The following is a 13,059-nucleotide window of genomic DNA, read 5'->3' as shown; positions in this document are numbered from 1 at the left end:
CTGGGCTAGCGTGGCACCATGCACGAGCTCAGGGCCGGTGACATCTTCGCCGGTTATCGCATCGAGCGGGTGCTCGGGTCGGGCGGGATGGGCAGTGTGTTCGCCGCCCGGCATCCGAGGTTGCCGCGGCTGGTCGCGGTGAAGTTGCTGCACTCCTCCTACTCGGCGGATCCGGTGTTCCGTGGGCGGTTCGAGCGGGAGGCCGATCTGGCGGGGCGGCTGGATCATCCCAATATCGTGGCGATCCACGATCGGGGTAGCGAGGACGGTCGGCTGTGGATCGCGATGCAGTACGTCGCGGGCTCCGATGCGGAATCGGCGGTGCGGGCGGGGGCGTTGGCGCCGGAGCGGGCGTTGCATATCGCGCGGTCGACGGCCGATGCGCTCGACTACGCGCACGCGGCCGGGTTGCTGCACCGCGACGTCAAACCGGCCAATATTCTGCTCAGCGAGAGCGCCAACGGGGGCGGTCAGCGGGTGCTGCTCACCGATTTCGGCATCGCCAAGGCGGTCGACGAGGGCACCGCGCTGACCGAGACCGGGTCGCTGGTGGCGACACTGCGGTACGCGGCGCCCGAGCAGCTCGACGGGCGTGGTGCGAGTCCGCGTTCGGATCAGTATTCGTTGGCGTGCACGCTTTTTCACCTACTGGCTGGGTGTCCGCCGTATACCGCTACCAGTGCGGGTGCGTTGGTGGCGGCGCATCTGATGCAACCGGTGCCGCGGATCAGCGCGATGGTGCCCGGGCTGGCCGCGGCCGACCCGGTGTTCGAGCGGGCGTTGGCCAAGGATCCCGGTCACCGGTTCGCCACCTGCGCGGAGATGGTCGCGGCGGCCACCACAGCGCTGACGAGTGGAATCGCTCCGACGCAACCGTTCACCGCGCCCGAGTCGGGCAGTGGGGCAACGCTGTTCACCGGTGGCACAGGTCAGCCGTTGCTCGGCGCTCATCAGGGCAGCCCGCGTCTGCAAGACGCCGGGCCGAGCGGACCGGCTTGGGCCGCACCTGGAATCGGCGCTCCGGATGAGCGTGCGCTCGGTGTCGAGAGTCGGGCACAACCGGACGGGGCCACGCGTCGCGGTAAGGCGGTGTGGTGGACGGTGAGCGCCGTCGGGCTGGTGCTCGTGCTGGCTATCGCGACTGCCGTGCTCGTGAACCGGGGATCAGGCGACAACGGTGCGGTTCCGACGACAACGACCGCCACGCCGACCACCACGGTCGACGCCTGGGCGGCAGCGCGGCCGACCATCGCCATGTTCCCCGACCTGTTGCCCGCGAATCCCGACAGTGAAGGATATCGGGGGTTCCGGTGCAGTTTCGCGACGAAGAACGCTGATTCGGTGTGGGACACCGGTTTCGACTGCACCGATCGCGAGGGACTGCAACTACAGCTCCTCGCGCACAAGGATGCCGAGACCGTCGACCGGTTCGTCTCGACCCTGCCCGCCGGGCCGACCCAGCAGCTGCGGTCACGCTACGGCAGGCCGATGACCGTGCACAGTTTCAACGGCTCCACCGGGCCTTGGCTGCTGGTGCGGTTCGATGCCGCACCGTATTCGACTGTGCTGCTCCAGGTGTACTGGAAGGGCCACACCCATCAGGAGATGATCGACCAATGGTTGAGCACCGCACCCCTGTGACCGCGCGCTTCGCTCTCGGCGCGTTGGCTGTTCTGCTCGTCGGCTGCGGCACCGTCGAGGGTGCCGCGATCCCCGGTGAGATCGATGTTCGATCCCTGGACGTGGGCAGTTATACGACCGCTCCCGCCGATATCGACGCGGGCCGAAAGCCCACGGACGGCCCGATTCTGGAAGGTCTGCGGATGGCGGGAGCGGTGGTGTTTCCGCACGAGATCGATCCGGCGCTGACCTACAACTGGGGCACCGACGTCTTGGACACGCCGCGACGAACGTCCGAGGTCTCGGCCATCTCGAATGTCAATCTGCCTGTGCTGGAACGGCACCGGATGATCGTCGGCTTCGATATCGCCGAAGGCAGCCAGGCGTTCGACAAGACGAAACCGGCGATCGAGACCGATGCGCGGATCACCAGGGTCGTGCTGTTGCGGTTTCCCGGCGCCGCGACCGCCAAGGAAGCGGCGCGCGATCTAGAGGCGACCGATTTCGGGGTGAGCCCGGACAACCGGCCGGTGCCGATCCCCGGTTACCCTGCCGCACACGCACATTGGCGACCGGGCATCAAAACGATCGGCGCCACCTTCGCGCACGGCGAGATCGTGGTGAGCATGTTCCTGCAGCACCCCTCCCCCGACATCGACGCCCTCGCCAAGCGCGTCGCGGCGGTCCTCGACGCCCAGATCCCGCTGCTCGACAACTTCACGCCGACCGCACCCGACCAGATCGCAGAACTCCCCCGCGACCCCGACGATCTGTTGCGCCGCACCCTGATTCCCGGCCCGGCCAATCAGCAGATCGCTATCTCCTCACGCGAGTTCGCCCCGTGGTCGGGTCGCGCGAGCCTGCACTTCCGTCCCGCCGAACCCGCCGAGCTCGGCGCGGCATGGGATCGCGGCGGTGTGGACGGCGTCGCGCATTCCTACAGCACCACGCTGTTCCGGTTCCGCGACGAGGCCGCGGCGACCGCTTTCGGCACCACCTGGCAGGACACGCTCAGCGCGGCCGCGCATCCCGTCTCAGCGCCCGAAGGTGTGCCGCAGGCGCGGTGCGCCGAACGTCGGGCGGGCAGTGCACCTGCACTAACCCGCTGCTATGTGAGTTACCGCCGTTACGGCGCGTTCGTCAGCGGCGCCGAACCGGCGGGGGTTCGCCAGCAGGCGGCGGCACAGTACGCGCTGCTGGCGAACTCTCAGAGCTGAGCTTCGATCGCCTGCACAACCTCGGCGGCGTCGGGGGTCGTGCGCGGGCGGAACCGGCCCGCGACCGTGCCGTCGCGACCGACGAGGAACTTCTCGAAGTTCCACTGCACGTCGCCCGCCGCGCCGTCGGCATCGGCGGTCTCGACCAGTGCGGTGTAGAGCGGGTGCCGGTCGTCGCCGTTGACATCGGCCTTGGCGAGCAGCGGGAAGTCGACGCCGTAGGTGACCGAGCAGAATTCCTGGATCTCCTCGGCGCTGCCCGGCTCCTGGCCCATGAACTGGTTGCTCGGGAAGCCGATCACGGTGAAACCGCGCTCGCCGTAGGTCTTCTGCAGTTCCACGAGGGCGCCGTACTGCGGGGTCAGGCCGCACTTGGATGCCACGTTGACCAGCAGCACCGCCCGCTCACCCGCCAGTTCGCCCAGCGTGGTGTCCTCGCCCGCCAGGGTTTGCACCGCAATGTCTCGGATGTTCGCGCTCATCACATCACCACCAGATCTCGTCGCTGTCGCTGTCGCCCGCCACCGTACCGGAGGTGGGCGAGTGTCCCGCTCGGCGGAAGAATCTGTAACACGTTCTTGTTTTGTGGCGCGGTTGACGGCACCATTCCAGTAATGGCGACGACGCCCGAGCACCGGAGGAACACCGTGAGCGACATGCCCCATCGGATCGACACCGTCCGCCCGCTGCGCGCGAGCGAGGTGACGCACTGGGATTTCGAGGCCGATGTCGTGGTTGCCGGATTCGGCATCGCCGGCGTGTGCGCGTCGATCGAAGCCGCGCGGGCCGGCGCGAAGGTGCTCATCCTGGAACGGACCGGCGGGTGGGGCGGGGCGGCAGCGCTGGCAGGCGGGTTCGTTTACCTCGGCGGCGGCACCCCGCTGCAGAAGGCGCTCGGCTTCGACGACACCCCGGAGAACATGGCGGCCTTCCTCACCGCGGCGCTCGGGCCCGGCGTCGACCAGGCCAAGATCGACGACTACTGCGCGGGCAGCGTCGAGCACTACAACTGGCTCGTCGACTGCGGGGTGCCGTTCAAGGAGTCGTTCTGGGGCGAGCCCGGCTGGGAACCCCCGCACGACGAGGGACTGATGTATTCCGGTGGGGAGAACGCCGCGCCGTTCCTCGACATCGCCGAACCTGCTCCGCGCGGCCATGTTCCGGAGTTGGCGGGCAAGAAGATCGGTGAGCGCAGCGGCGGGTACATGCTGATGAAACCCCTTGCGGACACCGTCGCCGGACTCGATATCGACGTCGAGTACGACACGCGCATCCGTCGGCTCGTCGTTGACGATGAGGACCGGGTGGTCGGCGTGCTGGCGACCACCTACGGCAAGCCTGTTTTCGTGCGGGCCGCGCGCGGGGTGGTGCTGGCGACCGGCAGCTTCGCCTACGACACCGAGATGATCGACCGCTACACCCCTCGGCTGAGCGGCAGGCCGGGCGCGGCGATCGAGGAGCACGACGGGATCGGCATCCGGCTGGCTCAAGCGCTCGGCGCCGAACTCGCGCACATGGATGCCAGCGAGGTGGCCATCTTCGGCGATCCGCAGATGATGGCGCGCGGCATCCTCGTCAACGGGCGCGGCCAGCGTTACGTCACTGAGGACACCTACCCGGGCCGGATCGGGCAGGCGACGCTGCTGCAGAACGACAATCAGGCGTTCCTGATCATCGACGAAACCTCCTTGGAGGAGGCCCTGGAAACCGAGAGCGCGACCCCGTTCTTCCGTTTCCAGCCGAAGTGGGTCGCCGAGACGGTCGCCGAGCTCGAGGCCGAGATGGGTTTGCCCGCACAGACATTGCAGACCACCGTCGCCACCTACAACCAGCACGCCGAGCACGGCACCGACCCACTGCTCGGCAAGAAACCCGAATGGGTGCGGCCGATCACCGGGTCGCTCGCCTGCTTCGACCTGCGCGGATTCACCGCCGGATTCACCCTCGGCGGGCTGCGCACCGACCTGGATTCGCGGGTGCTGCACGTGAGCGGTGAGCCGATCGCCGGGCTGTTCGCGGCGGGTCGCTGCACGTCGGGGCTGTGCGCGTACGGGTATGTCAGCGGGGCCTCGCTCGGTGACGGCAGCTTCTACGGTCGTCGCGCCGGGAAAGCCGCGGCGGCGGGCTGAGCCGCGCACGACCCACCGGGCGCGCTCTGTCAGTACTCTGCTTGCAGCGCCACGCCCGACGACGAGTCCGGCTGCGCTCACGGCATTTTCACGCCCGTGAGCAGGCGCGCCGAACAACGAACGCAGTGCAGATCGGAGTTGGACAGTGCAAGCAGGTGGGACGTCCGCGGATTACGTGATCGTCGGCTCCGGATCCGCGGGGGCGGTGCTCGCGAATCGGCTCAGTGCCGACCCGAGCACCACGGTCGTGCTGTTGGAAGCCGGCCCGGCCGACGACGAAAAGTTCGCCCATATTCCGGCCGCGTTCTCGAAACTGTTTCGCAGCGAGCGTGACTGGGACTATCTGACCGAGCCGCAGGCCGAGCTCGGCGACCGGCAGATCTACTGGCCGCGCGGCAAGACCTTCGGTGGCTCGTCGTCGATGAACGCGATGATGTGGGTGCGTGGATTCCGCGCCGACTACGAGGAATGGGGGCTGCTGGCGGGCGAGAAGTGGAACTTCGCCGCCGCGGTGGAGCAGTTCCGCAAGATCGAGAACGTGCAGGACGCGCAGTTTCCCGACGAAGGGTCCAAGGGGCCGCAGCACGTGCAGCGTCAGCGCAGCCCGCGCGCGTCGACACACGCGTTCCTCGAGGCCGCCCGCCAGGCCGGCCACGAGCTGGAATCGGCGAATCGTCCTGCGCCCGAGGGCTTTACGCAGACCATGGTGACCCAGCGTGACGGCAGGCGCTGGAGCACCGCCGACGGGTATCTGCGACCGGCGATGAAGCGGCCGAACCTGACGGTGCTGGCTTCCTCGCTCGCCACCCGCGTGCTGTTCGAGGGCACCAAGGCCACCGGTGTCGAGTACCGCAGTGGCGACGAAACCCGCACGGTCAGCGCCGAGCGCGAGGTCATCCTGTGCGGTGGCGCGGTGAACAGTCCTCAGCTGCTGCAGCTTTCGGGCATCGGCGATCAGGACGAGCTCGAAGAGCACGGCATCGAAGTGGTCGCCCACTCCCCTGAGGTCGGCGCGAACCTGCAGGACCACCTGATCTCGGCGCTCGGCTACAGCGTGGACGGCGATTCGCTGTTCGACGCGGAGAAGCCCCTCGAGCTGATCAACTACCTGGTCCGCCATCGCGGCATGCTCACCTCCAATGTCGGTGAGGCCTACGGTTTCGTGCGCAGCGAGCCCGAGCTCGAGCACCCCGACCTGGAGCTGATCTACGCGCCCGCGCCGTTCTATCACGAGGGTTTGGTCGAGGCCACCGAGCACGGTGTGGTGCTCGGCGCGATCCTGCTGCGCCCGCGCAGTCGCGGCAAGATCAGCCTCGCCTCGGCGGATCCGACCGCCAAGCCGGTGATCGATCCGCGGTATTTGTCCGATGCCGACGGTGCCGACCGGGCCGCGCTGACCGCCGGGCTGCGGGTGTGCGCCGGACTCGCAGGCCAGCCCGCGCTCAAGAGTGCGCTCGGCGCGCTGATCTACCCGCCCGAAGCACCCGAGGAGCTCGAGGCCACCATCGCGCTGACCATCGAGCAGTTCTCGCACACCCTCTACCACCCGGTCGGCACCTGCCGGATGGGCACCGACGCCGCCAGCGTCGTCACCCCCGACCTGAAGGTCCGCGGCGTCCAGAGCCTGCGCGTCGCCGACGCCTCGGTGATGCCCCTGATCATCCGCGGCCACACCAACGCCCCCGCCATCTTCATCGGCGAACAGGCGGCGGACTTCATCCTGGCTGACGCCTGATCGAAGCAATGGTGGCGCACCGGAAAACGGTGCGCCACCCCTGCTTCACGCTGCCGCGAGCCCCAGCGAAGCCGCCGCGAGCAGTAGATAAGGCAGCGGATAGCTCAGATCCGCGTACCGGCGCGACCGCAACACAGTGAATTCGGCGGCGAGGAAGTACAGCACCAGCCCGGCCGCGGCGGCGATCGCCAGCGGCCGATAGGCCAGTCCGGCAAGCAAACCGAGTCCGCCCGCCGCCTTGATCAGGGCCAGCGGGGTGAGCGTCCAGGGCGCGATGCCGTAGTGGCGCATGTTCTCGCGCACCCAATCGGCGCGAACAACATCGACCAGCGCCGCCGCCAACGCTGCTGCCGCGGCGAGCACCGTGACGATGAGATACGTGGTGTGCATCGGGATCAGGTCCTCCGGTTTCGAGTGATCGGCGACTGGTGACATCGTGGACGTCGCCGGACGGCGAGTGCCGTTCACTCCAAGGACGACCGGCATGAGCGAAAGGTGACCGATGCGCGCAAATCGGCCGGAAGTCGCAGCGCGCGCGTTCGAACAGCGGCGTGATCGGCTGCGTGGCATCGCCTACCGGATGGTGGGTTCGACGACCGAAGCCGAGGACGCGGTGCAGGAGGCCTGGTTACGTCTGGCCGGAGCCGAGGCCGAGATCGCCGATCTGGATGGCTGGCTCACCACGGTGGTGTCGCGGATCTGCCTCGATATGCTGCGCGCTCGCACCCGTCGCGCCGAGGTCGTGTCCGCGGATGCTCCCGCTCGGGCGGCGTCTGGGCCGGGGGTGGATCCCGAAGCCGAAGCGCTGCGAGCGGATTCCGTCGAGCGGGCACTGCTCGTCGTTCTCGGCACTCTCGGTCCCGAGGAACGGGTCGCGTTCGTGCTGCACGATCTGTTCGCCGTGCCGTTCGCCGAGATCGCGCCGATGCTGGGGCGCACGGCCGCCACGACCAAGAAGCTCGCCAGTCGCGCGCGGCTTCGGGTGCACGCGCCCGCCCGGATCGAGCCGACCGAGCTGGCCGCGCATCAGGCTGCGGTGACGGCCTTTGTGCGGGCTGCTCGTGAGGGCGATCTCGGCGGATTGCTGGCGGTGCTCGCACCGGAGGTGGTGCGCACGGCCGACCCGGCGGCGCTCTCGCCGGGGATGGCCCTGGTCGTGCGAGGAGCCCGCGCGGTGGCGGGGGGTGCGCTCGCGCTGCGGCGGCGGTCGCGGGATGCGGTGCTGGTGCTCGTCGACGGCCGACCGGGTCTGGTGGTGGCGCGAGCGGGTGGGCCGGTGTTCGCCGTGACGTTCGTTGTGCGCGCGGGGCGGATCGTGGCTTACGACGTCGTGGCGTCGCCGGAACGGTTGGGTGCGCTCACGCTGTCGCTGCTACCGGAGCGGCCGTGATGGCCGGATTCCGGCATTTGTGGCATTCGCTGCAAATAGGCAGATAGTGCGGATTCGGCTCACCGGCGGGATCGGTCCGGCAACCCCCGATCAGAAGGCGGGGACGCGGGCGAAGCCCAAGGGCGGGGTGGGCGCGCGGCCGGAGGTGAGGTCGTGGCGGAAGTCGGGGAGCAGCGGGAGCATGTCGACATTGCGGGCGGCGTAGCAGCGGACCATCGGCAGGGCGCGCGAGACCTCGGCGCGTTCGACCGGTTCGGCGTCGAGGAAGGCGAGGGCGTCCAGGCCGAGGCCGAGGGTGCCCGCGATGCGGACGAGCGAGGCGGATTTGCGTCCCCAGCCGACCTCGACCGCGGAGAACATCTCGTACACGCCGTGGCGGTAGAGAGTGCGCATGGTTCTGGCTCGATCACCGCGGGCGGCGACGGCGTGCAGCACACCGCGCTCGCTCAGTTTTGTCAGCGTGCGCAGTGCGGGTGGGCGCAGCGTGGTGCCGGTCTCGTCGTGGACGACACCTTCCCACAGGGTCTCGTCCAGTTCCCAGACCAGACAACGGACGGGAGGTCGCATGGCGGTGAACTCTACAACCACTGATAGCGAAGAACCAGACTTGTGATCTGTCACTACTGGAGCCCGTGTCCGTGGGCCCCGTACCCAGAACCTGACAATCCATTCCGGTTTTCTTTGTAGTTCGTTAGGGTGAGGTTTGCTGGACAGCGGGGGGTACAGCCGAAAATTGGCGAAGGGAACACAGATGTCCGTCCAAAATCCACCCCGACCGTCGTTGACCGTCTCGGGCAAACCGATGTCGTTGCCACTCAAGGACGTTCGCGCACTGTCGCGGCAGATGGTCGGCCATTTCGTCGCCAACGTCGCACCCTGCGGCACGCTGCCTGGTGACGCCATCTCCGGCGACGTCACCACGATCACCCGGATCTGCCTGGAATTCGCGGTCGGCATGCTCGACGGGCGCGATGTCCCGAGCCAGCTGCAACGCCTGCAGGACGCGGCCAGCGCGTGGGCCCGTGAGGGCGTGCCGATCGACACGATCCATCACTCGATCGCCGAGGGCTTCAAAATGGGCCTCGACCTGGTGATCTCGAGCGCGTCGGGCAACGACTTCGACAGCCTCGTGGGTGGTGTGAAGGTCGTGATGGAACTGCTCGACACCATCACCGCCCAGATCTCGATGGCCTATGTGCGCGAGCTGCGCGGCGTTGTGAGCGAACACCACACCGCGGTTCACACCCTCACCTCCGCCCTGCTCGGCGGCCACAGCACCTCGACGATGGCCCGCGAATGCGGCATCACCATCGCCGAGACCTACACGGTCTTCGCACTGGCGATCCCGCAGCACCGCGAGGAAGCCAATCCGGCGCTGGATTCGAAGGTCGTCGCCCGCCGCAAGCTGCGCCGGGTGCAGGCCGAATTGGCCAAGCGCTGCGGTGACTCGGCATTGTCGCTGCTCAGCGTCGACGGCGGCACCGTTCTCATCCCGGCCGACGCCTTCGACCGCGAAGGTCTGGCCGCGCTGGTCGCTCAGCTCTCCCAGGCAGCGCAGGTCGGTATCACCGCCGCGATGGTCGAAACGTCCACCACCGGGGTGCCCGACGCCGCCGACCAGGCCCACGAACTCCTCGACATGGTGCAGCGCCTGGAAGTGACCTCGGGTCTGTACCGGTTCGACGAGCTCGCCCTGGAATACCAGCTGACCCGTCCGGGACCGGGGCGCGAATTCCTCGGCTCGCTGCTGGATCCGCTGGATCAGTACCCCGAGCTGCTCGAAACCCTGCAGCGTCATATCGCCAACAACCTCAACCGTCAGCGCACCGCGCGCGTGCTGCATGTACACACCAACACCGTCGACTACCGACTGAAGCGGATCGGCCAGCTCACCGGCTTCGATCCCACCCAGCCCTCGGGGCTGTGGTACCTGCGTTCGGCGCTCGTCGCGCGCAGCTACCGATCCGCGCCCGCCGCCTGATCGCAGACACAAAGAAGGCGCTGTCCACAGTGTGGACAGCGCCTTCGTCGTTGTCAGCGGATCTACAGCGAGCCGCCGCCACCGACCAGCCACGGGTTGAACGCGCAGGTCAACTGCGGGTTCTGCACCGGGTCGAGCGCCCGCAGAGCGATCGACAGCGCACGTGGCGAGTACATCATCGTCAAGTGATCGGAGATGTCCTGCTCACAACCGTCCTGCAGGGTGATGTTGTTGACGGTCGCGCCCGGGCCTGCCTTCAGGAAGGTCAGGTCGTAGGGGTTGGTGACCTCGTCGTACCGGGTACCGACAACGGTGTAATCGACGCCGCCGACAGTGTCACCGTTGGCGTTGAGGTTGTTGACGAAATCCGAGCCGATGGTCTGCTGGATACCGGCGTGCCCGACGAAGATCTCGATCAGACCCAGGATGTCGATACCCAGGTTGTTGATCATGCGGCCCAGGGCGCCGATGCCGTCGAGGCTGGTGCCGTGGTGGGTGGCGCCGTAGGTGACCAGGTTCTTCACCTTGGCGGCACCGCCCTCGAACTTGGTGTAATGGTTCGCCATCGAGCCACCCTGCGAGTGGGCGATGATGTCGACCTCGTCGGAACCGGTCGCCGCGAGAACACGGTCGACGAACGCCGCGGTCTGCTTGGCCGAGTCCTCGATGTAGCCGGTGCCCATCACACCGGGCAGGAACGCACCGAGACCGCCACCCTCGACCATGCTGGAACGGCCGTAGTTGAACGTGAAGGTGCAGTAGCCGGCGTCCTTGATCGGCTGACCCATGTAGGCGTAGCCGTTGTAGGCGTTCATCCAGGTACCGTGCAACAGCACCACGGGACGCGGGTGCTCGGCGGTCGGCTTGCAGTTCCAGTCGTTGGTGCCGGGGGCACCCGCGTCCGGGTTGAGCAGGCCGTAACCGAACGCAGCGAGGAACGACGTCGCCGCCGGACCGTAGCCACCGGGGTCGGAGGAGTAACCGCCCGAGGAACCCGAGCTGGAACCCGAACCGCCGTAGCAGTCACCGGACCCGTTACCGGACCCCGCACCACTGCCGGAGTCGCACGCCGAACCGGTCCCGGCGACCTGGCGGCCTTCGGAAATGATGGCGGCGAGATCCTGCTCGGTCGGCGCCGCGGTGGGAGCCGCGCTCGCCCCCGGCCCGGTGAGCACCATGGACAGAGCGCCGACTCCGGCGACTACCGCCGTGTGCAGCGTGCGCCTGCGACTGGGAGAATTCATGTGTTGACTTGTCTTCCTCTGCGATTCGAATATTCGTCGCCCTTTCCTGCCGGGAGAACGAATGGCTTGTCGAAACCGCCCAAAACATAAGCCGCAGAATTCATTACGAGACGATTGTCACGCCCTGTCTGGGCAGGTCACCACAGCTCCTCGAAAACTGCCATGACACGACACAGGAAAATATTCAGCACTCACCGCGCGCGGGGACCCCGAGCAGTCGCTCGTCGAGCCACAGCATCGCCTCCGGGTAGCCGGTCGCCGCGCCGATGATGTGTTCGCCCAGCACACCGCGATACACCGCGTTCGCGCCGAGTTCGCACTGCTCGGCGTACAGATTGCGCGCGCCCTCGGCAGGAATCCACCACTCCTGGTCACCGTTGTAGATGTAGAGCGGCGTAGCCGACCGCATGCCCTGCATCCGGGTGACCTCGTAGATATCGGTGGCCAGTTCCGACCGCAACGGGTCGGCGATATTCGCGCCGACATCGATGGGCAGATGCAGAATTCCCGGAATCGCGAAGATACTGACGCATGTATCTTTGATCGCCGATGTCGTGACCCAGCGCCCGAGATTGTTCATCGCGGCGAGGATTTCGGGCCGTTCCCGGCCGATCGCGAAGGTCGCGGCCATAAAGATTCCGGAGGCGAGGTTGGCATTCATACTGCGCGAGAGCATTTCGAAATCGGCGGGGACACCGCCGAGTGCCGCGCCGACGATCACCTCGGCCAGTTCGGGTGCGTAGGAATCGATCAGCTTGGCCGCACCGTTGGTGGCGATGGCGCCGCCGGAGTAGCCGGTCATCGCGAAGCGGCTCTCGCCGTAGGTCGCCGGGTCGACGCCGCGCACCGCCCGGATCGCGTCGAGCACGCTGTGCCCGGCGACGTACGGTTCGGCGTAGGCCATCCACGGGCCCTGGTGGTCGGGCAACAGCACCGCGTATCCACGCAGCACCGCCAACTGGGTGGTCGGCGGAATGAACTCGGTCGCGCTGGACTGGGTCGTAAGTCCGTGTGCCAGTGAGTAACCCGGCGTGCACTTGCGACCCAACGCGTCGATGGGCAGGTTGTTCACCAGCACCGGGCGATCACCCGGACCGGTCCAGTCCGTGGCGGGCACGATGAGGGTCGCCGTCGAGTAGGACGGTCTGCCCTGCGAGTCGTCGGTGCGGAATTTCAGCAGCGTCGCCGAACGAATCGGCACCAGGGTCAGCCAGGCCGCGGTCGCGGTGATGTCGCGGGATTCGATCAGGTCACCCGGCGACAAGCCCTCGAGGCCGTCTGGCCACTCGTCGAAGATCGGATCACCGACCGCCGACGGGAGCACCGCCGCGTGCAGCGCCGCGAGCTCGGCGGCCGGATCGGCGGCATTCGGCTGGATCGGGGAGGGAATCACCTGGTCGATCCAGCGTTGCAGATCGGGCAGGAAACCGGGTGTCCCCAGCTGTGGGACCGGGAATTCCTGAGTCGGTGGCGGATCGGCGGCGGCAGTGCCTGCCGCGAACGAGAACAGTAGCAACATCGAACAGACAAGTACTCGAACAGATCTCATGGCACACACGTCCTCGGGTGGCAACGGATTCGTCGATGACGTGCCACTATGCGGTGCTCCGACCCCCGCCGAAACTCCCCCACCGCGCCGTCGTCAGATCCTTCACGCTACGGGCCGCGGCGAAAAAACTTCGGCGTTGTGCCCGAGTCGTGTGCGCAATGCCGCTGTATCGCAACAAGAATCGCCTGTCGCGA

General features: G+C 67.5%; 11 protein-coding genes. 6 read left to right on the top strand and 5 right to left on the bottom strand.

The genetic code is table 11. The features are described 5' to 3' along the window. Positions 1-18 precede the first annotated feature (18 nt). On the top strand, positions 19-1,641 hold the full coding sequence (locus ACFW6D_RS12380) for a serine/threonine-protein kinase (protein WP_379327523.1): 1,623 nt from the start codon (positions 19-21) through the stop codon (positions 1,639-1,641). Continuing rightward, a complete protein-coding gene (locus ACFW6D_RS12375) occupies positions 1,617-2,837 on the top strand; it encodes a hypothetical protein (protein WP_379327521.1) in 1,221 nt (406 codons plus the stop codon). Before ACFW6D_RS12380 ends, ACFW6D_RS12375 begins: the two co-directional genes overlap by 25 nt. On the opposite strand, the gene ACFW6D_RS12370 is transcribed toward ACFW6D_RS12375, so the two are convergent. Continuing rightward, the gene (locus tag ACFW6D_RS12370) at positions 2,828-3,319 is read right to left on the bottom strand and encodes a glutathione peroxidase (RefSeq protein ID WP_379327519.1); all 492 of its coding nucleotides are present in this window, start codon (positions 3,317-3,319) and stop codon (positions 2,828-2,830) included. The two genes, ACFW6D_RS12375 and ACFW6D_RS12370, sit on opposite strands and share 10 nt — an antisense overlap. Before the next feature lie 174 nt (positions 3,320-3,493). Here ACFW6D_RS12370 and ACFW6D_RS12365 point away from each other — a divergent pair, with 174 nt between their 5' ends. Then, positions 3,494-4,966: an FAD-dependent oxidoreductase gene (locus ACFW6D_RS12365; RefSeq protein ID WP_379327517.1), complete on the top strand. Its 1,473-nt coding sequence runs from the start codon at positions 3,494-3,496 to the stop codon at positions 4,964-4,966. Positions 4,967-5,111: 145 nt separating this feature from the next. After that, positions 5,112-6,701, top strand: a complete 1,590-nt coding sequence (locus ACFW6D_RS12360; RefSeq protein ID WP_379327515.1) for a GMC family oxidoreductase — start codon at positions 5,112-5,114, stop codon at positions 6,699-6,701. A 45-nt stretch (positions 6,702-6,746) separates the two neighbouring features. Here the strand turns inward: ACFW6D_RS12360 and ACFW6D_RS12355 are convergent, their stop codons facing one another. Further along, the gene (locus tag ACFW6D_RS12355) at positions 6,747-7,187 is read right to left on the bottom strand and encodes a DoxX family protein (RefSeq protein WP_379327513.1); all 441 of its coding nucleotides are present in this window, start codon (positions 7,185-7,187) and stop codon (positions 6,747-6,749) included. A 16-nt stretch (positions 7,188-7,203) separates the two neighbouring features. On the opposite strand from ACFW6D_RS12355, the gene ACFW6D_RS12350 reads away from it, so the two are divergent. Continuing rightward, positions 7,204-8,091: a sigma-70 family RNA polymerase sigma factor gene (locus ACFW6D_RS12350; RefSeq protein ID WP_379327511.1), complete on the top strand. Its 888-nt coding sequence runs from the start codon at positions 7,204-7,206 to the stop codon at positions 8,089-8,091. Between the two features lie 90 nt (positions 8,092-8,181). Here ACFW6D_RS12350 and ACFW6D_RS12345 read toward each other — a convergent pair whose 3' ends face one another. Further along, positions 8,182-8,658, bottom strand: a complete 477-nt coding sequence (locus ACFW6D_RS12345; protein ID WP_379327509.1) for an HAD-IIIC family phosphatase — start codon at positions 8,656-8,658, stop codon at positions 8,182-8,184. 184 nt (positions 8,659-8,842) lie between these two features. Between ACFW6D_RS12345 and ACFW6D_RS12340 the strand changes: the two genes are divergently transcribed. Then, positions 8,843-10,072 (top strand): PucR family transcriptional regulator, encoded by a 1,230-nt coding sequence (locus ACFW6D_RS12340; protein ID WP_379327507.1) that lies wholly within the window; start codon positions 8,843-8,845, stop codon positions 10,070-10,072. 62 nt (positions 10,073-10,134) lie between these two features. On the opposite strand, the gene ACFW6D_RS12335 is transcribed toward ACFW6D_RS12340, so the two are convergent. Both ACFW6D_RS12335 and ACFW6D_RS12330 read right to left on the bottom strand, forming a co-directional pair. Continuing rightward, a complete protein-coding gene (locus ACFW6D_RS12335; protein WP_379327505.1) occupies positions 10,135-11,316 on the bottom strand; it encodes an esterase/lipase family protein in 1,182 nt (393 codons plus the stop codon). A gap of 184 nt (positions 11,317-11,500) precedes the next feature. Continuing rightward, positions 11,501-12,865 (bottom strand): lipase family protein, encoded by a 1,365-nt coding sequence (locus ACFW6D_RS12330; protein ID WP_379327503.1) that lies wholly within the window; start codon positions 12,863-12,865, stop codon positions 11,501-11,503. Positions 12,866-13,059: the final 194 nt, after the last annotated feature.

Source organism: Nocardia sp. NPDC058705, assembly GCF_042749305.1.
Taxonomy (GTDB): Bacteria; Actinomycetota; Actinomycetes; order Mycobacteriales; family Mycobacteriaceae; genus Nocardia.
This window is presented reverse-complemented; position numbering and strand designations above follow the sequence as displayed.

What these genes read in the sequence shown, in the direction of transcription:
- ACFW6D_RS12355 (WP_379327513.1), bottom strand. Translation starts at nt 7,187, where the DNA reads ATGCCGGTCGTCCTTGGAGTGAACGGCACTCGCCGTCCGGCGACGTCC.
- ACFW6D_RS12375 (WP_379327521.1), top strand. Translation starts at nt 1,617, where the DNA reads ATGGTTGAGCACCGCACCCCTGTGACCGCGCGCTTCGCTCTCGGCGCG.
- ACFW6D_RS12380 (WP_379327523.1), top strand. Translation starts at nt 19, where the DNA reads ATGCACGAGCTCAGGGCCGGTGACATCTTCGCCGGTTATCGCATCGAG.
- ACFW6D_RS12335 (WP_379327505.1), bottom strand. Translation starts at nt 11,316, where the DNA reads ATGAATTCTCCCAGTCGCAGGCGCACGCTGCACACGGCGGTAGTCGCC.
- ACFW6D_RS12350 (WP_379327511.1), top strand. Translation starts at nt 7,204, where the DNA reads ATGCGCGCAAATCGGCCGGAAGTCGCAGCGCGCGCGTTCGAACAGCGG.
- ACFW6D_RS12340 (WP_379327507.1), top strand. Translation starts at nt 8,843, where the DNA reads ATGTCCGTCCAAAATCCACCCCGACCGTCGTTGACCGTCTCGGGCAAA.
- ACFW6D_RS12370 (WP_379327519.1), bottom strand. Translation starts at nt 3,319, where the DNA reads ATGAGCGCGAACATCCGAGACATTGCGGTGCAAACCCTGGCGGGCGAG.
- ACFW6D_RS12330 (WP_379327503.1), bottom strand. Translation starts at nt 12,865, where the DNA reads ATGAGATCTGTTCGAGTACTTGTCTGTTCGATGTTGCTACTGTTCTCG.
- ACFW6D_RS12345 (WP_379327509.1), bottom strand. Translation starts at nt 8,658, where the DNA reads ATGCGACCTCCCGTCCGTTGTCTGGTCTGGGAACTGGACGAGACCCTG.
- ACFW6D_RS12365 (WP_379327517.1), top strand. Translation starts at nt 3,494, where the DNA reads ATGCCCCATCGGATCGACACCGTCCGCCCGCTGCGCGCGAGCGAGGTG.